The organism is Corynebacterium sp. FDAARGOS 1242, from assembly GCF_016889985.1.
GTDB classification, from domain to species: domain Bacteria; phylum Actinomycetota; class Actinomycetes; order Mycobacteriales; family Mycobacteriaceae; genus Corynebacterium; species Corynebacterium minutissimum_B.
Window position 1 is genome coordinate 549,002 of sequence record NZ_CP069568.1, and the last position, 20,783, is coordinate 569,784.

Below are 20,783 nucleotides of genomic sequence, written 5' to 3' on the forward strand. Positions count from 1 at the left end.
ACAGCGGAGTCAGTTGATAGGTCGGAGTCGTCGGCAGACGTGTCGACCTCCGGGTGCGAATGTGCGGAGACAGTCACAGTTGCTTCCTTGAAGAGTTGAGATGAGATTCGAGTTCGGTGAGGTAGGTGTCGAGGTGGCCGGCGCGGAGGGCGTCGGCAAGCAAGGCGTGCTGGGCAACGAAGGCACGGGCACGCTCAACGCTGCGCCCCACGGCCGTGGCGGTGAAACGTTGCTGGCGCTCGCGCAAGGTGTGTCCCAGATTGGCCAGCAGACGGTTGCCACCGTTGTCCATGATGGTCTGGTGGAATTTCGCGTCGAGCCGGGCATAGGCGCGTAAGTCGTCCTTGTCGAGCGCGGCATGTTGTTCCGCAATGGTGGCGTCGAGGACATCGGTGATGAGGCCGCGCTCCTCGGCTGGTAAAGAGCAGATATGACGGGCAGAGTGCTCGTCGACGAGCATGCGTGCCTCGTACACTTCACGAATCTCGCGGGGACTAATCGGTACCACGAGCGCGCCACGTTTGGGGTAGAGCTTCAAAAAGCCTTCCACTTCGAGGCGGAGGAAAGCTTCACGTACCGGGGTACGGCTCATCCCCAGCTCTGAGGCGAGGGCGGCTTCGGAGAGCATCTCCGAGTCATCAACCTCGTCATCGATGATGCGGCGTTTGAGGTGTTCGTAGGCCCGTTCCGCGGCGGGCACCTTGTCTTTCTGCATGCATACATGATGCATGCATGCGGTGCGCAAGATCTAGCGCAAGCGCCAATTCGTGAGACATCGATCACGCGGAAGGTAAGTGAGAGCTAGTTCTCCGAATATCGAATGTGGCCAGGTGGGAGACGAGTTAAAGGCGAGTGAGGGAAGCAGTGGTGACGTCGTAAAGCACTGCCTCGCCCATGCCAACCCAACCGATAAAAGGATCATCCTGAAGCACGTGCGGAGTGTGGACATGGCCGAGAATCCATGCGTCGAAGCCACACGCCTGTAGTTGATTGGGCGTCGTAGGCAAGCACACGCCTTTGGAGAACGCACCGGTCGCTGACGAATGCAGCAAGCCTAGGTGCGGCCCGTCGCCTTGGCGGGCAGGAAAGGTGAGTATGCGGGGATCAGGGTCTGCGGCCACCGCGGCGGTAACAACAGTTGCGCCCGCGCAGTGAAAGGCATGAACGTCGGTAGAGTGAACGGTCACAAACGAAGGGAAGCTGAGTTTGTGGTGGACGTCGTGATTTCCGGAGATGAAATGGGCGTCGTCGAAAAGTTCGCCGGCGCGGGCCATGATCTGCTGGGCCTGGGGGACGTATGTTTCTGTGTCGGCCGTGCGATCAATGATGTCACCGAGACAGACACATGCATCCGCATCGGTGGTCTCGAGCACGTTGAGCGCCCACTCTATGCCCGGCGCGCCAGGCCTGCCAAGGTGAAGATCCGCGAAAATGAGAATGCTAGCCACGCGTCCGCCGTCCCTGCCACCAGGTGATAAGTACTAGCACGACGGTGGAGGTGCCTACACCGATGAGCGTCATGGCCATGGCTTCGGCACGGTGTCCCTGGTCAAACTGGTTCATAATCCACGGCGCGAGCAGATTGAGTTGGCTCGGACGGATTAGGGAAGACATCACCAGCTCGCGGAACCCCACGAAGAACGCCAGGAGCCAGCCCGCGAAGATACCCGGGGCGAGCAGCGGCAAGGTGATGCTGCGTAACGTGTGGGACACGGAGGCACCGGATACGGCGGCGGCCTCGTACACAGTGGGGGAGACAGCGCCGGCAGAGGTCTTGATGTTCTGCACCGCCATGGGCAGGAAGAGAACAGTAAAAGCCATGACGAGGATGACCATGGAACCGTACGGTGTCCACGGCAGCCACGGAGCGTTCCATAGGAGGATGAAGCCGATGGCAAGCACAATGCCGGGAACAGTATCGGGTGCCACAGCAAGGAAGTCCGCGACACGGGCGCTGACCTGCTTGGTCCGCTGAGTGAGCAAGGTGACGGCGATGCCGAGGATGACCGCCGTTGTGGCGCCTATTGCGCCGAGGGCAATGGAACGCAGCAAAGCTTCCTGGGCGGAAGGCATCTGTAGGACGATGGCGAAATAGTCGAAGGTGAGGTTCTGAGGCGTTGGGGGCGCGGAGCGCAGAATGGTCATTGCTGCCAGGGTGATGGAAATATACGGGATGAGCACCGAGCAGGCGATGATGAGGAAGGTAACGACGCCGCCAAAGGCCTTGCCTACAGCGCCAATGCTGAGCGAGACCTGACGGGAGACACGTCCGCCACCGGTGAGGTCTCGTCGCGAGACCCATTGCTGGAATGCCCACGCGCCGACACCAAGTGCGAACAATACTGATGAGGACGCTGCTGCATCAGAGAAACTCAACGGGTCAATGGTGACGTCTTGGTAGATGGAGGAGACCAATACTGTGAAGCCGATGGCGTTTCCCAAGGTAACCGGGGTGCCGAACTCGCCAGCGGCCTTAATGAAAATGATCAGTGCGCCCAGTGAATAGGGGCCCACGACGGTGGGCAGGATGATGCGACTAATTTGTTGCCACCGGCTGGCGCCTGCGACTTGAGCCATTTCCAGAGAGGATGCGGGAATTGAGGTCAGGCAGTTGCGCAGGATGAGGTAGAGGAAGGGAAAGAGCTCGCACGCCATGATGAAAGCCATGCCAGGAACCGAGTAAATGGCGTCATGCGCGAGCTTGCCGACGGTATGCCCGAAGAGCAATTCGGAGACTCCACCACGGCGGGTGAAATCCATCCACGCCATTGCTGCGGCAAAAGGCGGGGTCATGAAAGGAATCATGATGGCGATTTCTATCCAGTTCGCCTTAGAAAAAGACGTCCACGCGCGCAGGAAAGCTAGCGGGGCAGCGAACAGAGTAGAAAAGACCACCACGAGGAAGGAGAGGACGACCGTATTGAGCAGCACCTCTCCCATGCCCGGCTCCACAATCTTGTGGAGGGAGGAAGGCTCATCGCGGTAACCCACCACGGCGCTGATGAGCACCGATACCAACGGCGCGGCGACAAGCACGAGCAGCACGATGAGTACTGCATAGATACCAAGAGTGCGCTGTGGGCTGCGGGTAGTAGTGCTCATGAGGTGGGGTTACTCCGTGGTAAGAAAGTAGGGACTACTTCAGGTAGCGCTCGGCGAACTTTTCCTTGACGTCCTTCGAGGAAGAGGCGATGCCATCGAGATCTTCGTTAAGAGTGTCAATCTCCTCCAGCTTTGGACCGTTCTTCGGGGCGATGTCGGTGTTGGCTGGGATCATGTTCTTGGAAGCAGAAATCTCCTGCGCCTCATCGGAGAACATGAAGTCAACAAAAGCCTCGGCGGCGTCCTTGTTATCGGTGGTCTTGAGGATCATGACTGGGCGCGGGGTGACGGTAGTGCCCGAGGACGGGATAACAACCTCAAGCGGCTCGCCCTTAGCTTTAGCGGAGTACGCAGAGTAGTCCACGCCGCCCATGACGATGCCGCGGGAGCCGGAGGTGACCTGATCCAAGGCCGGACCGTTAGCGCCCTGAACAATCATGCCGTTGTCGAAGAGCTTGTCAAAGAGCTCCCACGTCTTGTCCTCGCCCCACTGGTCCACCATGGCGGCAATGAGGTCAGCGGCCGTACCAGACTCGCGCGGATCCGGCATGATGACCTGATCCTTGTACTTTTCGTCGGCGAGATCCTCCCAGTCCTGAGGGGCGGAGTCCACCACGTTGGTGTTGGTAACCAGCGCCAACGCGGATCCATCGCGGCCGGTGAAGGTGCCGTTCTTGGACACCCAGCTCGAGGTGATCTTGTCAGCGCCTTCCGGGGTGTACTCTTCCAGAGCGCCGGCCTTGTCCTGCTTGGACGCAGCGGACCAGGAAGCCAGGTAGACCACGTCAGCCTGCGGGTTAGCCTCTTCCGCCTTGAGCTTGGCAGTAATCTTTCCGGTGGTGTCGGCAAAGACGTTGACCTTGACATCGGTCTTTTCCTCGAAGGCCTCGACGAGGGCGTCGGTAAGGCCCTGCGGGTTCGCGGAGTAGTAGTCCAGCTCGCCGGACAGTCCTTCCGGGGCCTCCCAGGCCTCAGCGGTGGACTCAGCGCCGGTGTTGTCAGCGGAGGAGGCGTCGGTGGAGTCGGCTGAATCAACAGAACCGCAACCGGCCAGAGCCAGGGCGGAAGCAGCGGTGGCAGCCACAGCGAGAGAAAGCTTCTTATACAGCATGGAGAATCCTTAACAGTAGAAAACAGATGAGTTTAGTACGCGAGACGTACCGTCGAACCACGTTCGACTCGGGAGCGGCTGTAAGCCACCCAGGGTTCGTCAGCGCCCTCGACATCGCAGTGCAACTCGTAGCGCCCGCCGATGTACTGAGCAGTGCGGACGACCCCGTCCACGTGGTGCGGGAAAGACCCGATGTCTTCCTCCGCGCCAAGGACGGTGAGGTTTTCTGGACGGACGTCGGGAAGCCCAGCGCGGCGGTTCATGGTGCCCACGAAGCCGCCGACGAAGGGAGTGGCGGGGGAATCGTAGAGGGTAACAGGATCGGCGAACTGTTCGATGACACCGTCTTTCATGACGACGACTCGGTCCGACATGGACAGCGCCTCGGACTGATCGTGGGTAACGTAGATGACCGTGAGGCCCAAATCGTGAGCAAGCGCGGTGAGCTCGGCACGAATCTGAACACGCAGGGCAGCGTCGAGCGCAGAGAGTGGCTCATCCATGAGAAGTAGCTGCGGGTTGGACACAAGCGCGCGGGCGATGGCTACGCGCTGCTGCTGGCCGCCGGAGAGCTGATTGGGGCGAGCCTGAGCCTTCGGGGTAATACCGACCATGTCCATGCATGTGCGCACTCGTTCGGCGCGTTCCGCAGACGATAGCTTGTTCCCCGCGGTCGTGAGAGGAAATTCGATGTTCTTCTCCACAGTCATGTGTGGCCACAGCGCCAGATCCTGGAAGACCATGGACAAGTTGCGCTTATTCACCGGAACGTTGGTGCGAGGGCCGAACATTTCTTTGCCGGAGAAGGTGATGGTGCCGGCATCAGGAGTTTCGAGGCCTGCGATGCAGCGCAGAAGGGTGGACTTACCACAACCGGAGGGGCCGAGGATAGAGATGAACTCGCCGGAGTTAATGACGAGGTCAGTGGCATGGAGGCCGGTGTTGTCCGCGAACTCGCGCTTAATGCCGTTGATGACCACGTGGGCTTGGGAGGCAGGGTGTTGGGGCGAGAGCTGAGAAGTCACAGCGAAATAGATTAGGTCGAGAAAGTAACCGAGGGGAGTCGGGGCAGTTACGAAAGCGGTAAGCGCAGGTGAATAGTGGGTTTCCTGCGGGTAGAGCTTAGACTGGAGCTCATGCAACGCTGGGTCCTTCACATCGACATGGATGCCTTCTTTGCCTCCGTGGAGCAGCTGACCCGGCCCACGCTGAGAGGACGCCCAGTGCTCGTGGGCGGCGCAGGTGGGCGCGGCGTGGTGGCTGGAGCTTCTTACGAAGCCCGTGAATATGGTGCGCATTCCGCTATGCCCATGTTCCGCGCCCAGCAGCTGGTGGGGTATAAAGCCGTCGTGGTGCGGCCGCGGCGTGCGGTTTATTCGGCAGCCTCGCACCGAGTCTTTGGCATCATCGCTCAACATGCGGGGCTAATTGAACAGCTCTCCATTGATGAAGCGTTCATGGAACCGGCTGCGCTGGCTGGGGCCGCGCCGGACGACGTCCACGAGTGGGCCGAGAACCTACGCCGTGTTATCCGCGAGGAAACAGGCCTACCCAGCTCTATCGGTGCGGGGGCGGGAAAACAGGCGGCGAAGATCGCCTCGGGCGAAGCGAAACCAGATGGCACCTTCGTGGTGCCGCAGGAACGGTTCGGTGAACTTATCCACCCGTTGCCCGTGGGTAAGCTGTGGGGCGCGGGTCCGGTGACGCAGCAGAAGCTCGCGGCCATTGGGGTAGACACCATTGGGCAGCTGGCGGCCATGAGCCGCAAAGAAGTGGAGATTTCCCTCGGTGGAGTGGTGGGCGTGCAGCTATGGCAGCTGGCGCAAGGCAGCGATGAGCGGCCTGTAGCTCCGCGCGCGATTTCCAAGCAGATTTCCACGGAGTTTACCTACCCCACGGACTTGCGCACGGTGCCGGAGGTGGATGCTGCGTTGACGCGGGCAGCAGAAGGTGCGCACCGCCGCTTGCTCAAGGATGGGCGGGGTGCTCGTACCGTGACAGTGAAATTGCGGATGGCGGATTTCCACATTGAGTCGCGCTCAGCCACCTTGCCCTATGCCACCGATGACTTAGAGATCCTCAAGGCACGGGCATTGAGCTTGGCGCGCTATCCCGACGAGCTAGGGCCCATTCGCTTGGTTGGCGTGAGCTATTCGGGATTGGAAACTGCCCGCCAAGACGTTCTTTTCCCAGAGCTGGACCGCGAAGTCGTGCGCCCAGCTCCGGATACGGATTACGAGACCGGCGTCAGTGACCATCTGCCTGGCGAATCCGAAACGGAGACAGAGACCGGCGCAGAGGTGGAATCGCTCAGGGACGCGGAGACGGACTCGACGCGTCGCTGGCACGCTACTCAGGACGTCTATCATCCGGAGTTTGGCCACGGCTGGATTCAGGGCACGGGGCACGGTGTGGTTAGTGTGCGGTTTGAAACGCGAGCGACGGGGCCGGGATTTGTCCGCTCCTTTGCTTCTGAGGATGAAGAACTGAGACCAGCCGATCCGCTGGATTCGCTGGCGTGGGAGGACATCCCGATGGAGGCAGACGCCGAGCCCGACGACGCGGAGGAAGCGCCACCGAGAGAGGACAGCTAGCCTGCGGTATAGGTCGTGGCCCTCGGCGCTGAGCTGAACATGTCACCCACCGGAGTGTCGGTAGCCAATGCTGCGGCGAGCATAATACGCGCCTGGCCGGCACGGAATCCGCCGGAAGCCACCGCGCCCATCTCGCCTAAGGTGGCGCCTCCACCCGCGCCGCCATAGGCCAGCTTGGTTACCCCATAGGGAGTGCGAGTGCTGATCACCACCGGCACTCCTGCCTGCAGCGCGCGGGCCACCCCGGCACCCATCTCTTCGCCCATATTGCCCGAGCCCATGGCTTCGATGACGAGGCCTTTGGTGTGGCCCAGGGAGGCGTCGACAAGCATGGATCCGGCACCCGGGTAGGCGGCGATGATCTCGACTGGGTACTCGGCCATCGCTGTTAGGGGCAAGGCTGGCAGTGCGGAGTCTCCCACCGGCAGCTCCTCAAAGCCGTTGAGGTGCGAGGTATGCCACTTGCGCGCACCGCGGCCGGGGATGGTTATGCCCCCAAATTGCACCCACACACCCGGCTTGCCAGAGCATACAAGGTCGTATGCATCACGCAGATTGCGCGGGCCATCGCCAGCCGGGTGGTCGAAGGCACGCTGTGCGCCCGTGAGAACGATAGGCCCCGCGCCAAGGTCAAACAGGGACAAGGCCAGCGCGGTTTCCTCCAAAGAATCCGTGCCGTGTGTAATGAGCGCGCCCTCAATCTCCGGGCGGGCAAGCTGTGTGCGAACGCAGAGCAGAAGCACATCGAGGTCAGACAAGGTAATCGAGCTGGAATCCAGCGCGCGGAATTCCACGACCTCGATATCGTCCCCCAGGGATTCAGCCAGTTGTTGGCCGCTAACAGTAGGGACGAGGGAGCCATCCTGGGCAGTGGTGCAGGCAATGGTGCCGCCGGTGGCGATGAGCGCGAAAGTCATTCCACCAGGGTACTTCAGACGCAACCCTGCGCGGGAAACACAGGGTGGTGTTCGTGAGCGCTAGAGTGAAAGGGATTAACCACGACCCCCTACGTGAGGAGTATCTGTGAAATCCATCAAGCTGAGCGCCGCCATCCTGGCCCTGGGTGCAAGTGTCTCCTTGGCTGCCTGCTCGTCCTCGGACGAGGACGCGGCGAACTCGAGCAGCGCCGCGAAGCCCACCGGCGAGACCTCTGCCTCCCAGGTCGTCTCCACCGAGATGCCGTCCGTGGAGGAACTCAACGAGATCCTGGAGAAGGCTTCTGACCCTAACGTGCCGCAGGAAGAGAAGGTTCAGCTGGTCCAGGGCAGTGAGACGGCGCCGGAGCTTTTCGACGTCATGTCTCAGTCCCAGGCCGAATCCGGCGCCACCTTTGAGGTTGTTGCCCCGGTCATCCCGGGCCTCGTGCCGGACTCTGCACTGGCGACCGTTCACATCAATACCCCGGACGGCCAGCAGCAGACTGCTGATCAAGTGGAGTTCATCAAGGAGGGCGGTACGTGGAAGTTGTCTCAGACGTGGGCCTGTGTCCTCGTGACCAATATTGTGCCGCCGGAAGAGGTTCCGGAGATGTGTGCCGATTCCGCAGTAGACGCGCCTGCCGACGCCGCCGACGGCGAGATGCCAGCCGAGGGCGAGGCTCCCGCCGACGCAGCTGACGCCCCCGCCGAAGGTGAGGCTCCAGCACAGTAAGTTCCTCGCGCAGCACGTTCTACGCACGGAAGCTCCAAGGAGCGCGCCTCGACAGCACAAGCGCCCAGTCAGTCCTGGTACGAAACCAGGGCCGGCGGGCGCTTTCTTATGGGTGTGGAGAGTTTAGTCGGTGTGAAAACCCATCTCGGTGGCGCTGGTCTGCAGGACACGCAGGTCCGAGCCTTCTGCACCATAGGAGATGACGGTGGTGATGGAGACGTCGCCAGCCGTCGGCAGTGGCTTGCTCAGGTCCACGGTGACGGTGCCCTCGGACTGGGTCGTGGTATCGAGGACCTTGAGTTCCTTGTCCCGTAGCTCTTCAGGGGCGTCGGCGCCGTCGAAGGACAGCGCGCCCAGGGACGGGCGCTGCTCCACGGAAACGTTGAGCGTCGCCACATCGCCGTCGAGCTTGTCCAAGGTGTACGTGGTGGTTTGCAACAGCGTAGATTCACCGGTGACGCGGGACTCCACCGTCCACTCCGCGCCGGGACCGATCTCTTCTTCAGGGAAGACAATAGGCAGGGACGTCAGGCTGGTAATTGCGCGCTCCACCGCACTGCGCGCCTCATCGGTGGCTGCTTGCGGTGCGGCGAGGCGCAGTGAGTTCATTTGGCCTGTATCGGTGCCACGCCAACCAAACTGGAAACCTTCAGCAGACTCCACATCCGCACCTTCTGCTTCGGGCTTGCCCACGGTGACGAAGGCATTGCGGCTCGCCGGCAGCTGGCCCTCGACGTTTTCGGTAGCCGCCTCCACGGAAGCTTGCAGCGGGAGGGTGATTTTATCGGTAGCTTCGGGCGCAGTGCCTTCGCTGCCATCTTTGCGCAGCTCCTGGGCAAAGCCAGTGGCGGCGGTATAGGTCAGGGACTGCTCGGAATCAAGGTCCTGATAGGCCAGCACGCGGCCGGCGCCGTCGCCTGGGGAGAGGACGGTGACGCGTGGGGCGTCGAGGGGCAAGCCCACGGGTTCCTCCACCGGCTTGTCCGGCTGGGAATAGGAACAGCCAGCAAGAGCGCCGGTCAAGGCCATGGCTGTTGCGGACAGAACTGAAACGACTCTCACACGAAACACGCATTCCAAAATACCGGATGGGGCTGTTTAGAATGGAACGGGTGAAGGCAAGGAGATATATCGGAACAATGGCCGCGGTGGTGCTGGGAGTAGCTGCCGTGGACCAAGCAGTGAAGCAACTGATGCTGTCGATCCTTACCGAAGGCGAAGCGCTGCCGGTGATTGGTAACTGGTTCCGCTTCTACCTCCTTTTCAACCCCGGCGCGGCCTTCTCCATGGGAGGGGAGGGCTCGACGTGGCTGTTTACTACCATCCAGCTGGCCTTCGTCGTCGGTGTTGCCATTGCTGCACCGAGGATTCATGACAAGTGGCAGGCGGTAGGCTTGGCCATGATTGCGGGCGGGGCGCTGGGTAATCTGATTGACCGCCTGGTGCGCGAGCCGGGATTCTGGTTTGGCCACGTGGTGGATTACATTTCCGTCGGCAGCTTCGCCGTCTTTAACATCGCGGATGCCTCAATCACGTGTGGCGTCGTGGTGTTTATCATCGCGATGTTCCTGGCAGAGCGGAAGGAGGCACACGAGTCTGATGCGTGAAAGTCGTAGGTTGCCGGTACCTGAAGGCCTCGAGGGTATGCGTGCCGATGCTGCTTTGGCCAAACTGTTGGGCGTATCCCGGGCCAAAGTAGCGGAGCTGTGCGCGGCGGGTGACGTGGAGATCGACGGCGTGGCGGTGGGCAAGTCCGAGCGGCTTAGCGCCGGCGGTTGGATTGACGTCATGATGCCAGCGCCGGAAGAACCGCTGGTACCCAAAGAGGAGCTGGTAGAGGGCATGGATGTCCTCTACGAGGATGAGGACATCATCTGCGTGTTCAAACCCGTAGGCGTGGCTGCGCACCCGACGTTGGGGTGGGAGGGGCCCACCGTGATTGGCGGGCTTCGCGCGGCGGGCTATGCGCTTGCCGACGCCGGACCTACCGAACGCAAGGGCATCGTGCACCGCCTCGACGTGGGCACCTCCGGGGTCATGGTGGTTGCCGCCAGCGAGCGCGCCTACTCCCAGCTGAAGACCGCCTTCCGCGAGCGGACCGTGGACAAGACCTACCACGCGGTGGTCCAAGGCCTGCCCGACCCTATTGTCGGCACGATTGATGCACCGATTGGCCGTCATCCGTCGGCGGGCTGGAAGTTCGCCGTGGTGGAGGACGGCAAGCCCGCGGTTACTCACTACAAGCTGCTGGAGGCCTTCCGCGAGGCCAGCCTGTTGGAAGTTCATTTGGAGACTGGCCGCACCCACCAGATTCGCGTCCACATGTCCGCTACTGGGCATCCTTGCGTTGGCGATCCGATGTATGGCTGCGACCCGAACTTGGCTAAGCGCGTTGGCCTTATCCGGCAGTGGCTTCATGCGGTGTCCTTGGGCTTTACCCACCCGGGCACCGGCAAATGGTTTGAGTGCACCGCGCCGTACCCGGAGGATCTCGAGCACGCAGTAGAGGTCTTGCGCGGATGACGGTGAAGCGATCCACCCGCCAGCGTATTTATCGCCGCCGCCGCATCGCAGCCTATATGTTGCTTGCGGTGACAGCGCTGCTCGTGGTTCTTTCCTTTGGCATGTTTGGCACGCAGCCAAGCACCGCTCTTCAAGGCGACCAGCTGGGCCCGGACGGCTCCGAGACCGCCGCCGAGTACCGCGAGCGCGCCGAAGCCTCGCTGGCCCAAGCCGATGAGCCGACGTATGCGCTCGTGGGATTCCACACAGCGCTGTCACCGGAGGACACCGCTGAAGTGCTGCGTTCCGTGCAGCGTATGGATGCCATCATCATTGGATTGGCCGCCCCCGTAGCAGTCCCGGAACCTACAGCAGGCAAGGACCGCGCGGACGTCATTACTACCGTCCTTCAGCGCGTGGCTCGCGCCGCCGGCGATGGCGGCGAGACACCATCGCAGGTGGATGCCGCGGTGGTCTATTCCAGCGGCACTGACCTGCGCGCTCTCGCCACTGACCCTCGCGTAAAGACTGTGGAAGCCGCGCCTGCCGACGCCGCCTGGGGTTCCTTCGGCGTGCGCCCACCTTCCAACGCCCAACACAGAGCACACCAGTAAGGAGCGATGATGCGACTATTCCCCAAGACCTCCACGTGGCCTGCCAACTACCGCTTCGCCTACATTCTTGTATGGGCAGGAGCCATCATCACAGTCCTCGCCGCCATCGCGCTAGCACTCTTGGGCAGCGATGGGCTGACGCTGGGCATCATGATTGTTGTGGCCCTCTACTGCATCGCCATGGCAGTGCTCATGCCGCGGTGGGCGCTCAACGGCGCAGAGGAAGCCGCCAAGCGGGCCCGAGCCAAGGAAGCCCGTGACGAGCTGCGCCGGGTGAAGAAGCAGAAGTAGTCGCCCTAGGGCCTTCTAGGCGGCAGTCTCGTCGGTGCTGGGGGTCGGGGAGTGGAGGCGGGCGCGGCGTCGGGAAGCGTGGCCCATCCTCACCAAATCCGCCAGGTAAATGATGACCGCTACCCAAATGATGATGAAGCCGATCCAGCGCTCGGTTGGCATATCTTCCTGGGTGACGAAGACCGCCCACAGCATCTGCATAATCGGCGTCATATACTGCAGCATGCCGATGGTGGATAGGCGCAGGTGCTTAGCGCCCTGGGCAAAACAGAGCAGCGGCAGAGCAGTCACTAGTCCGGAGGTGACGAGCAGCGCCATGTGGCCGGGGCCCTCGCTGGCAAAGGTGGATTCGCCCTGGAACTGCAGGTATCCCAGGTACATGAGTGCGAAGGGCAGCATGACGATGGTTTCCGCGGCCACGGAGCCCATGGAAGAGACCGAAATCTGTTTCTTTAGCAGCCCGTAGAGTGCGAAACTGAAAGCCAGGGCCAGCGAATAATACGGTGCCTGGCCGGTCATGAATGTCAGCCACAGCACCGCAACGAAGGCAATGCTGACCGATGCCACCTGTGCCTTCGTCAGCGTCTCCTTGAGGAAGATGATGCCTAAGGCCACGGAGACGAGCGGGTTGATGAAATATCCCAGCGCGGCATCGGCCACGTGGTTGCTGTTGACCGCGATGACGTACGTACCCCAGTTGATAGTGATGGTGATACCGCAGCCCAGCATCCAGCCCCACGTGCGCAGGCTCATCTCTTTCAGCTCGCGCCAGCCGCCAGTAATCAGCAGCATGAAGGTGACGAGCACCGCAGTCCACACAATGCGGTGCGCAAGGATTTCAAATGGGCTGGCGGGGCGCAGCAGCGGGAAGAACGCCGGGAAGAAGCCCCACATGAGATAGGCGGCAATAGTGTAGAACATCACAGAAAAATGTACAGGACGTTGAGTAATCCGGGAAGTTTGACGGCCCCGCTAAGATGACCGCATGGCCAAAAACTCATCCTTCGTCCACCTGCACAACCACACCGAGTTTTCCATGCTGGACGGCATGGCAAAGGTGGATATGTTGGCGGATGAGGTGGTCCGCCAAGGCATGCCTGCCGTCGGCATGACGGACCACGGCAACATGTACGGCTCCAATGCCTTCTACCAGAGGATGACGAGCGCAGGCGTCAAACCCATCATTGGTATTGAGGCCTACCTCGCGCCGGAGTCGCGTTTCAATAAGAAGCGCGTGCTGTGGGGAACACCGGATCAAAAGCGTGATGATGTTTCTGCCTCCGGTGCCTACCTGCACCAGACGATGCTGGCGGAAAATGAAACTGGTCTGCGCAACCTGTTCAAACTCTCCTCGCTTGCCTCTTACGAAGGTCAGCTGGGCAAGTGGCCGCGTATGGGTGCCGAGCTCATCGCTGAGCATGCTGAGGGCATCATCGCGACCACCGGCTGCCCCTCCGGTGATGTTCAAACCCGCCTGCGTCTAGGCCAGTTCAACGAGGCCCTCGAGGCCGCCGCCATGTGGCAGGACATCTATGGCAAAGACAACTTCTTCCTCGAGCTCATGGACCACGGGCTGGATATTGAGAAGCGCACCCGCGACGGCTTGCTGGAGATTGGCCGCAAGCTGGACCTGCCGCCGCTGGTGACCAATGACTGCCATTACGTGCTGGAGTCTCAAGCCCCAGCGCATGAGGCTATGCTGTGCGTGCAGACGGGCAAGACCTTTATGGACCCGGACCGCTTCAAATTCGATGGCACCGGCTACTACATCAAGTCCGCCCAACAGATGCGTGAGCTGTGGGACCACATGGTCCCGGAGGCCTGCGATAACACCTTGTGGATTGCGGAGCGAGTCCAAGACTACGGCGCCATTTGGGAAGAGCATACCCACGACCGCATGCCGATTGCGGACGTCCCCGAGGGCCACACCCCCACCTCCTGGCTGACCCACGAGGTCATGGAGGGGCTCAAGGATCGCTTCAACGGTGGGGATGTGCCGCAGGAATACATCGACCGTGCTGAGTACGAGATCGGCGTCATCGATATGAAGGGCTACCCTTCTTACTTCCTCATCGTGGCCGAGCTCATCAAGCACGCGCGATCCATCGGTATTCGCGTTGGTCCGGGTCGTGGTTCGGCTGCAGGTGCGCTCGTGGCGTATGCTCTGACGATTACCAACATTGACCCCATCGAGCACGGCCTCCTCTTCGAGCGATTCCTTAACCCGGAGCGCCCCTCCGCACCGGATATCGATATCGACTTCGATGATCGCCGCCGCGGCGAAATGATTACCTACGCTGCTGAGCGCTGGGGTGAGGACAAGGTTGCCCAGGTGATTACCTTCGGCACCGTGAAGACGAAGCAGGCCATTAAGGACTCTGCCAAGGTGCACTTTGGCCAGCCGGGCTTCCAGATGGCGGACCGCATCAACGGTGCGTTGCCGCCGGCCATTATGGCCAAGGATATTCCGCTGGCCGGTATTACTGATCCGGAGCACGAGCGCTACTCGGAGGCCACCGAGGTCCGCCAGATGATTGAGACCGACCCGGACGTCAAGAAGATTTATGAGACGGCGCGCGGTCTCGAGGGCGTCGTCAGGCAGGCAGGCGTGCATGCCTGTGCGGTGATTATGGCTTCGGTCCGGCTCATGGACCACATCCCGATGTGGAAGCGACCAGCCGACGGTGCCTACATCACCGGCTGGGACTACCCAGCCTGTGAGGCCATTGGCCTGCTGAAGATGGACTTTCTGGGCCTGCGCAACCTCACCGTGATTGGTGACTGCCTGGAGAACATTAAGAAAAACCGCGGTGAAGAAATCGGGCTGGAGGAACTCCATGCCGATGACCCGAAGGTATCTAAGGTCTATGACCTGCTGTCACGCGGCGATACGCTAGGCGTGTTCCAGCTCGACTCTGGCGGCATGCAGGAGCTGCTCAAGCGCATGAAGCCGACAGGTTTTAAGGATATTGTCGCGTCGCTGGCGCTCTACCGCCCGGGACCGATGGGCGTGAACGCTCACTGGGATTACGCGGACCGCAAGAATGGGCGTAAGGAAATTACCCCGATTCACCCGGAGCTGGAAGAGCCGCTCAAGGAAATTCTCGATGAGACCTACGGCCTCATCGTGTACCAGGAGCAGATCATGCGTATCTCTCAGAAGGTGGCGAACTACACCGCCGGCGAGGCAGACGGCTTCCGCAAGGCCATGGGCAAGAAGAAGCCGGAAGTCCTAGCGCAGCAGTACGACAAGTTCTGGGGCGGCATGAAGGATAACGGCTACTCCAAGGAAGCGATGGATGCGCTGTGGGGCACGATTGAACCCTTTGCCTCCTACGCGTTTAACAAGTCTCACGCCGCGGGCTACGGCTTGGTGTCCTTCTGGACGGCCTACCTCAAGGCCTACTATGCGCCGGAGTACATGGCAGCGCTGTTGACCTCGGTAGGTGACAAGAAGGATAAGTCCGCTATCTACCTTGCCGATTGCCGCCACCTTGGCATCCGCGTGCTCTCCCCGGACGTTAACGAGTCCCAGGAAACCTTCCAGGCTGTGGGGGACGATATTCGCTTCGGTATGGGCGCTATCCGCAACGTCGGTGGGGAAGTGGTCGATTCCATCGTGAAGACCCGTCGGGAGAAAGGCGCTTTTAGGTCCTTCTCTGACTATTTGGACAAGATTGAGCTAGCGGCGTGTTCCAAGCGCGTGACGGAGTCCCTCATCAAGGCCGGCGCTTTCGATTCCTTGGAGCACCCACGCAAGGGCCTCATGCTCATTCATGAGGACGCAGTGGACTCTGTTCAGACCACGAAGAAGGCGGCTGATAAGGGTCAGTTTGACCTTTTCGCCGGCTTCGGTGGCGGTGACGAGGAAGGCGATTCTGGATCTGCCTTTGCTATTGACGTCCCCGATGAGAATTGGGATCGTAAGCACGAGTTGGCACTGGAGCGTGAGATGCTGGGCCTTTACGTCTCCGGCCACCCGCTCGACGGTTTCGAGGAAGCACTCGATGCACAGACCGATACGCCGATTACCAAGATTCTTAACGGTGAAGTCGGCAACGGACAGGAGCTGGTGATTGGCGGCATCATCTCGGGCGTGGACAGGCGTTTTTCGAAGCGCGATGGTTCCCCGTGGGCCATCGTCAGCATCGAGGATCATAACGGCGCCCAGGTAGACATCCTTGTGTTCAACCAGGTGTACTCGCTGGTGGCTCCGCAAATTGCGGAAGACAACATCATCCTGGCCAAGGTTCAGGTGAAGGTTCGTGATGAGCGCATGTCCCTCTTCTGTTCCGATATCAAGGTGCCTGACTTAGGTCCTGGCAATGGTGCCGGCCTGCCCCTGCGCCTGACTATGCGCACAGACCAGTGCACGATGGATAACATTGCCAAGCTCAAGCAGGTGCTCGTTAACAACAAGGGCGAGTCGGACGTGTACCTCACGCTTGTCGACGGTGAAGAGTCCACCATGATGGTCCTCGGTGAGCACCTGCGTGTGGAGCGCTCGAGCAACCTCATGGGTGACCTCAAGGCCACGATGGGGGCTGGCATCCTCGGGTGAATTTAAGTTGAATCGAGATCCCATGGGAACCAGGCTCCTGGGTTACTCTAGACAGCATAGTCTAGAAGAGGGGAAGGTCAGTTTCTCATGGTGAACAAGTTTCGTACCGCCCACGTTGGCTCGTTGCCTCGCACGAAGGGGCTGCTGGAGGCTAACCTCGAGCGCTCTGCCGGCACCATCTCCGATGCGAAGTTCCACGATATTCTGGAGCGTTCCGTAACGGATGTGGTGAAGCGCCAGGTCGACCTCGGCATCGACATCATCAACGAGGGCGAATACGGCCACGTCACCTCCGGCGCCGTGGACTACGGTGCGTGGTGGAACTACTCCTTTACCCGCCTGGGTGGTCTGACCATGACGGATAAGGACCGCTGGGAAATCGGTGACAAGGTGCGTTCCGAGCCGGGTAAGATTCGCCTTTCTTCGATGAAGGATCGCCGCGACCGTGCGCTGTTTTCCGAGGCCTACAATGACCCGGATTCGGGCATCTTTACCGGCCGCAAGAAGGTAGCCAACCCGGAATTCACTGGTCCGGTGACCTACATCGGCCAGGAGCAGGTGGAGGCTGACGTCAAGTTGCTTGCCGACGCCCTCCCCGAAGGCACCGAGGGCTTCGTCGCCGCCCTGTCCCCGGGTGCTGCGGCACGTCTTCCCAACAAGTACTACGATGACGAGTCTGAGCTCGTTCGCGCCTGTGGTGAGGCGCTCAAGGTCGAGTACAAGGCCATCACTGATGCGGATCTGACCGTGCAGTTCGATGCGCCGGACTTGGCGGAGGCATGGGACTCCGTGGTGCCGGAGCCGACGGTCGAGGACTTCCAGGCATTCCTGCACGAACGTATTGAGATACTCAACGAGTCCATTAAGGACATCCCGCGTGAGCAGACCCGCCTGCACATTTGCTGGGGTTCTTGGCATGGTCCGCACGTCACGGACATTCCGTTCGAGGACATCATCGAGGAGATCCTGCAGGCCAAGGTCGGTGGCTTCTCCTTCGAGGGTGCCTCGCCGCGCCATGCTCACGAGTGGCGCGTGTGGAAGGACCACACGCTGCCAGAGGGCACTGTCATCTACCCGGGCGTGGTGTCGCATTCCACGAACGCTGTGGAGCACCCGCGTCTGGTCGCTGACCGCATCATCCAATTTGCTGAGCTTGTGGGCCCTGAAAACGTCATTGCCTCGACCGACTGCGGCCTAGGCGGTCGCCTGCACCACCAGATCGCGTGGGCCAAGCTCCAGTCCCTCGTTGAGGGCGCAGAGATCGCGACGAAGGAACTATTTTAGGTTTTAGTCGTATCGGTTGTGGTTCGCGACTAGCGGAGGAGGCGCTGCGGAGAACAATCTCGCAGCGCCTCTTTCGTTATTCCCTCCGTGGTTTAACCACAGAGGGCGTGTGAACAACTTGGGGTGGACTTAGTGCTTGTCCTTCTCAGCTTCTTCCTTCTTCTTGGAGTTATCCCAGTAGAAGCCCATGCTCTTGAGGAAAGCACGCAGACCATTCAGGATGGAAGGATCGAACTCAGCCGCGACGACCAGAACTCGAATACCCACGGAGAGCAATGCCAGAGCACCGCCAACCCAGGCGTAAATCTCCTTGGTTTTCTCCGTCGGGCGTGCAGACTGAACGAACTCGGGCATCTCGTCCCATTCCTTCTGCAGCTCGGCTTCCTTCTCTTCCTCAACACAATCAGGGACCTCAGGCATGCCGGAGGAGCCATAGCCGTTGAGCACACCGTTGGCCAGCTCTTTTGGGCCCATGAACGACGAACCTGCGGTGCCATCAGCGACGGCAGCCTCGTGGTTCTTACGTGCCTGGTTGACCTGGTCAGCACACTCCTGAGAGAGATCCTTGGTGCTGGTATGGCCAACATTCAGAGAACTTCCCAGAGCTTTGGAAGAGTCCTTTGCCGGCTCCTGCGCGGACTCCTCGGGAGCCTTCTCCTCGGATACGTCTTCAGCAGCCTTCTCCTCGGAAGCTTCCTCGGAGACGTCCTGCGTGGCGGACTCCGGGGAGGCCTCGTCAGCCACGGTTGAGGTGGCTGTCGCGGTCGAGCTGGCTGACGCAGAGGAATCGTCAGCAGCGGCCAGCGGGGTGACCAGCGCCATGGTGGTGGCACAGATGGCGACGAGGGAGGTGGAAAGACGCATATCGAGGGTTCTCCTTGGGAAGGGAAAGGACAGGTGTGCAAAGGCTTCTTGGAAAAAGCTCACTTCAATGTAGCAGCCAGTCCTACGGGGTGGATAGGGCTTAGAGGAACTTCTCCAACTGAGCGCGCAGCGGAGCCGGTGCAAGGCTCAGGACAGTCTCGCGGACACCCGGTACGCGCAGCACACCAATGGTGGCGGCCAGCGCGGCAATGACGCCGATGACGGAACCGGCGATGATGCCGCCGGAGACGGTGCTGGAGCTCTTGTCTGCAGAGCCCTTGCCGCCCTTGCCGTCTTTACCGGCATCGTTGCCTGGCTTCTTCGGAGTGTCCTGCTTGTCCTTGTCCTTGTCTTTATCCGTGTCCTTGCCGTCGCCCTGGTCGGCGTCTTCGTCTTCCTCGGCGGCGAGGAGGTCCTCAACGGAGTACACAGTGGTGGTGCCGGAGACCTCGTTGCCCACGATGAGCAGGTACTCACCATTGGGGGAGTCCTTCTTGTCTACGAAGGCAAAGCCCTCAGGGCCAAGGTCGCCAGCATCGGCGTACTCATCGGTGGAGAAGTCACGGTTGTTGACGTAGGTGACGAAGGAAGCGTTGGCAGGGTCGGTGACGTCGTAGACGAAGATGCCACCTACGCGCTCCGCACCGATGAAAGCGTAGGTCCGCTCGCCAACGGTACCGACGACGAGTGCCTCCGGCTCGGGGCCCTTGTTGTCGGAGCGGTCGTCGAACTCTGCTTCTTCGTTGTCAGCGTTGTGATGGAAGATACCTGGCTCGTTGAGCTCAGCGGTGATCTGCTCAAACTCAGCGCCGGAGTCAAACACAACGTTGCCCTCAGAGTCGTAGATGCTGAAGGAGCGGGAACCATAGGAGTACAGCTCGTCGAAGCACCCCTTCTCCTCATTCCAGCCGGACGCATTGGTGAGCTTCAGGTTGCCGGCGTGCTTTTTGTCGGCGAGGTCTTCCGCGGAGACGTCGCCAAGCGCGCCCTCGCACACCGCGCCCTCCTCGATGAGGTCCTTGAGCTCTACCTCATCGGTGTAGACGCCGGAGCCACCGTCCTTTTCCTTCACGCCCCACTCGCGGGCATCGCCTTCGTTAGCGGTAGCGAAGTAGGTCTGGCCGCCGGCAGTGAAAGCGCCGATGGAATCCGGCATGGACAGGCCCTTCACCGGGATGGTGCGCAGCTCGGCCTTGTCATCCTTATTGGACGGGTCGAGCGGAGTCTTGCTGTGGTCAGCAACGTGGGCCGGGACAATCTTTTCGACGGTGGCGGACTCGATGTTGACGATGGCAATGGCATTGGCCTCCTGCAAGGTCACGAATGCCTTGCCGTCCTGGGAGGAGATGTATTCTGGTTCGAAGTCGATGGACGGCTTGGACTCATGGCCAGATGGGCCGAAGACACGCACACCTTCGGGAAGCTCCTGGTCATCGAAGGCAGTGAAATCCGCGATGCGGGCGTCAGCCTCGGATGGAGCTGCAACATCCTTCGGCAGCGCGATAACGGAAATCGAACCCTCCGGGTCAGTCACGTAATCGGTGCCCTCGGCGTTGAGTTCGTCGGACGGCTCGCCTTCGTTGGCCACCAGCGCGTAACCACCGTCAGCGGTGATGTGAACGTTATCTGGCAGAGCGCCTACCTCAACCCGGCCTAGCTCTGCAGAATTCAGGTTCTCCGCTGCGGCGTTGAAGAACAGAGCTTCACCGTTCTCAGTCTTGTCTTCCTGCTGAACGGCGGCGACAGCCAGGCCGTCCGGGCGCACCGCCACGGAGTTAATTTCCTTGCCTTCACCAGCAGAGATAGAGCCGATGTGCTGTAGTTTGGTCGGGTCGGCGGCATCGATAACATCAATCTGGCCGGCGTGGGCATTGACGGTCAGAATGCGCTTGGATGCTGGGTGGAAGGCCACGATCTCCGCAGCGGACTCTTCATACACGCCGGATTCATAAGTGCCGATAGGGCTGACCTTGAGGCTAGCGTTAGCCGCAGAGTGCACGTGGACGTTGTCCACAATCTTGGCGGACGCTGCCGGAACAGCCAAGCTTACGCTGGTGGCGGTAGCAACACACAGGGCAAGCGCGCGGCGAGAGAAAGAGCGAGACATAGAAGAACTCCTAGCGTTGAGACGACAAAGATTCCGCACCACCGTACGTGTCACACCGTCCCCATTCGGAGAACAGAGAGTAACGACAGGAGAAGATTTGAGT

General features: G+C 60.7%; 18 protein-coding genes. 8 read left to right on the forward strand and 10 right to left on the reverse strand.

Annotation, left to right across the window (positions count from 1 at the left end; all coding sequences use genetic code 11):
• Nucleotides 1-73: 73 nt before the first annotated feature.
• The 5 genes from I6J72_RS02610 to I6J72_RS02630 all read right to left on the reverse strand — a co-directional run bounded on the left by I6J72_RS02610 (nucleotide 74) and on the right by I6J72_RS02630 (nucleotide 5,238).
• The gene (locus I6J72_RS02610) at nucleotides 74-715 is read right to left on the reverse strand and encodes a GntR family transcriptional regulator (RefSeq protein ID WP_204099809.1); all 642 of its coding nucleotides are present in this window, start codon (nucleotides 713-715) and stop codon (nucleotides 74-76) included.
• Between the two features lie 127 nt (nucleotides 716-842).
• Nucleotides 843-1,448: a metallophosphoesterase gene (locus tag I6J72_RS02615; protein ID WP_204099810.1), complete on the reverse strand. Its 606-nt coding sequence runs from the start codon at nucleotides 1,446-1,448 to the stop codon at nucleotides 843-845.
• A complete protein-coding gene (locus I6J72_RS02620; protein WP_204099811.1) occupies nucleotides 1,441-3,102 on the reverse strand; it encodes an iron ABC transporter permease in 1,662 nt (553 codons plus the stop codon). The genes I6J72_RS02615 and I6J72_RS02620 overlap by 8 nt, the downstream gene beginning before the upstream one ends.
• Nucleotides 3,103-3,136: 34 nt before the next feature.
• Nucleotides 3,137-4,213 (reverse strand): ABC transporter substrate-binding protein, encoded by a 1,077-nt coding sequence (locus I6J72_RS02625; RefSeq protein WP_039676066.1) that lies wholly within the window; start codon nucleotides 4,211-4,213, stop codon nucleotides 3,137-3,139.
• Between the two features lie 32 nt (nucleotides 4,214-4,245).
• Nucleotides 4,246-5,238 carry an ABC transporter ATP-binding protein gene (locus I6J72_RS02630; protein WP_115022860.1) on the reverse strand — a complete coding sequence of 331 codons (993 nt, stop codon included), beginning with the start codon at nucleotides 5,236-5,238 and terminating at the stop codon, nucleotides 4,246-4,248.
• Nucleotides 5,239-5,349: 111 nt separating this feature from the next.
• Here I6J72_RS02630 and I6J72_RS02635 point away from each other — a divergent pair, with 111 nt between their 5' ends.
• Entirely contained in the window at nucleotides 5,350-6,807 is a 1,458-nt protein-coding gene (locus tag I6J72_RS02635) for a DNA polymerase IV (RefSeq protein ID WP_204099812.1), read from the forward strand.
• Here the strand turns inward: I6J72_RS02635 and I6J72_RS02640 are convergent.
• On the reverse strand, nucleotides 6,804-7,724 hold the full coding sequence (locus tag I6J72_RS02640; protein WP_204099813.1) for an asparaginase: 921 nt from the start codon (nucleotides 7,722-7,724) through the stop codon (nucleotides 6,804-6,806). The genes I6J72_RS02635 and I6J72_RS02640 overlap by 4 nt on opposite strands.
• 106 nt (nucleotides 7,725-7,830) lie before the next feature.
• Here I6J72_RS02640 and I6J72_RS02645 point away from each other — a divergent pair, with 106 nt between their 5' ends.
• Nucleotides 7,831-8,457, forward strand: a complete 627-nt coding sequence (locus tag I6J72_RS02645) for a DUF4878 domain-containing protein (RefSeq protein ID WP_204099814.1) — start codon at nucleotides 7,831-7,833, stop codon at nucleotides 8,455-8,457.
• 123 nt (nucleotides 8,458-8,580) lie between these two features.
• Here I6J72_RS02645 and I6J72_RS02650 read toward each other — a convergent pair whose 3' ends face one another.
• Complete coding sequence (locus I6J72_RS02650; RefSeq protein WP_204099815.1) at nucleotides 8,581-9,528, reverse strand: DUF6263 family protein; 948 nt, start codon at nucleotides 9,526-9,528, stop codon at nucleotides 8,581-8,583.
• Between the two features lie 32 nt (nucleotides 9,529-9,560).
• On the opposite strand from I6J72_RS02650, the gene lspA reads away from it, so the two are divergent.
• Genes lspA through I6J72_RS02670 form a run of 4 tightly spaced genes read left to right on the forward strand, consistent with a single transcriptional unit; the run spans nucleotide 9,561 to nucleotide 11,864 of the window.
• Nucleotides 9,561-10,064, forward strand: coding sequence for a signal peptidase II (gene lspA / locus I6J72_RS02655; RefSeq protein ID WP_239107466.1), 504 nt, complete (start codon nucleotides 9,561-9,563; stop codon nucleotides 10,062-10,064).
• Nucleotides 10,057-10,980 (forward strand): RluA family pseudouridine synthase, encoded by a 924-nt coding sequence (locus I6J72_RS02660; RefSeq protein WP_070669901.1) that lies wholly within the window; start codon nucleotides 10,057-10,059, stop codon nucleotides 10,978-10,980. Before lspA ends, I6J72_RS02660 begins: the two co-directional genes overlap by 8 nt.
• Nucleotides 10,977-11,573, forward strand: coding sequence for a hypothetical protein (locus I6J72_RS02665; protein ID WP_204099817.1), 597 nt, complete (start codon nucleotides 10,977-10,979; stop codon nucleotides 11,571-11,573). Before I6J72_RS02660 ends, I6J72_RS02665 begins: the two co-directional genes overlap by 4 nt.
• Nucleotides 11,574-11,579: 6 nt before the next feature.
• Nucleotides 11,580-11,864, forward strand: coding sequence for a permease (locus I6J72_RS02670; RefSeq protein WP_239107469.1), 285 nt, complete (start codon nucleotides 11,580-11,582; stop codon nucleotides 11,862-11,864).
• Between the two features lie 15 nt (nucleotides 11,865-11,879).
• Here I6J72_RS02670 and rarD read toward each other — a convergent pair whose 3' ends face one another.
• A complete protein-coding gene (gene rarD, locus I6J72_RS02675) occupies nucleotides 11,880-12,785 on the reverse strand; it encodes an EamA family transporter RarD (RefSeq protein ID WP_204099818.1) in 906 nt (301 codons plus the stop codon).
• A gap of 64 nt (nucleotides 12,786-12,849) precedes the next feature.
• Between rarD and dnaE the strand changes: the two genes are divergently transcribed.
• Together dnaE and I6J72_RS02685 are read left to right on the forward strand one after the other, a co-directional pair.
• A complete protein-coding gene (gene dnaE / locus I6J72_RS02680) occupies nucleotides 12,850-16,425 on the forward strand; it encodes a DNA polymerase III subunit alpha (RefSeq protein WP_204099819.1) in 3,576 nt (1,191 codons plus the stop codon).
• Nucleotides 16,426-16,512: 87 nt separating this feature from the next.
• Nucleotides 16,513-17,709, forward strand: a complete 1,197-nt coding sequence (locus tag I6J72_RS02685; protein ID WP_204099820.1) for a cobalamin-independent methionine synthase II family protein — start codon at nucleotides 16,513-16,515, stop codon at nucleotides 17,707-17,709.
• 129 nt (nucleotides 17,710-17,838) lie between these two features.
• Here I6J72_RS02685 and I6J72_RS02690 read toward each other — a convergent pair whose 3' ends face one another.
• Together I6J72_RS02690 and I6J72_RS02695 are read right to left on the reverse strand one after the other, a co-directional pair.
• Complete coding sequence (locus I6J72_RS02690) at nucleotides 17,839-18,573, reverse strand: hypothetical protein (RefSeq protein WP_204099821.1); 735 nt, start codon at nucleotides 18,571-18,573, stop codon at nucleotides 17,839-17,841.
• Between the two features lie 100 nt (nucleotides 18,574-18,673).
• Nucleotides 18,674-20,680: a choice-of-anchor I family protein gene (locus tag I6J72_RS02695; protein WP_204099822.1), complete on the reverse strand. Its 2,007-nt coding sequence runs from the start codon at nucleotides 20,678-20,680 to the stop codon at nucleotides 18,674-18,676.
• Nucleotides 20,681-20,783 lie beyond the last annotated feature (103 nt).

What these genes read in the sequence shown, in the direction of transcription:
- I6J72_RS02665 (WP_204099817.1), top strand. Translation starts at nt 10,977, where the DNA reads ATGACGGTGAAGCGATCCACCCGCCAGCGTATTTATCGCCGCCGCCGC.
- I6J72_RS02620 (WP_204099811.1), bottom strand. Translation starts at nt 3,102, where the DNA reads ATGAGCACTACTACCCGCAGCCCACAGCGCACTCTTGGTATCTATGCA.
- I6J72_RS02685 (WP_204099820.1), top strand. Translation starts at nt 16,513, where the DNA reads ATGGTGAACAAGTTTCGTACCGCCCACGTTGGCTCGTTGCCTCGCACG.
- I6J72_RS02660 (WP_070669901.1), top strand. Translation starts at nt 10,057, where the DNA reads ATGCGTGAAAGTCGTAGGTTGCCGGTACCTGAAGGCCTCGAGGGTATG.
- I6J72_RS02625 (WP_039676066.1), bottom strand. Translation starts at nt 4,213, where the DNA reads ATGCTGTATAAGAAGCTTTCTCTCGCTGTGGCTGCCACCGCTGCTTCC.
- I6J72_RS02670 (WP_239107469.1), top strand. Translation starts at nt 11,580, where the DNA reads ATGATGCGACTATTCCCCAAGACCTCCACGTGGCCTGCCAACTACCGC.
- rarD (WP_204099818.1), bottom strand. Translation starts at nt 12,785, where the DNA reads ATGTTCTACACTATTGCCGCCTATCTCATGTGGGGCTTCTTCCCGGCG.
- I6J72_RS02635 (WP_204099812.1), top strand. Translation starts at nt 5,350, where the DNA reads ATGCAACGCTGGGTCCTTCACATCGACATGGATGCCTTCTTTGCCTCC.
- I6J72_RS02640 (WP_204099813.1), bottom strand. Translation starts at nt 7,724, where the DNA reads ATGACTTTCGCGCTCATCGCCACCGGCGGCACCATTGCCTGCACCACT.
- I6J72_RS02695 (WP_204099822.1), bottom strand. Translation starts at nt 20,680, where the DNA reads ATGTCTCGCTCTTTCTCTCGCCGCGCGCTTGCCCTGTGTGTTGCTACC.
- I6J72_RS02610 (WP_204099809.1), bottom strand. Translation starts at nt 715, where the DNA reads ATGCAGAAAGACAAGGTGCCCGCCGCGGAACGGGCCTACGAACACCTC.
- dnaE (WP_204099819.1), top strand. Translation starts at nt 12,850, where the DNA reads ATGGCCAAAAACTCATCCTTCGTCCACCTGCACAACCACACCGAGTTT.
- lspA (WP_239107466.1), top strand. Translation starts at nt 9,561, where the DNA reads ATGGAACGGGTGAAGGCAAGGAGATATATCGGAACAATGGCCGCGGTG.
- I6J72_RS02690 (WP_204099821.1), bottom strand. Translation starts at nt 18,573, where the DNA reads ATGCGTCTTTCCACCTCCCTCGTCGCCATCTGTGCCACCACCATGGCG.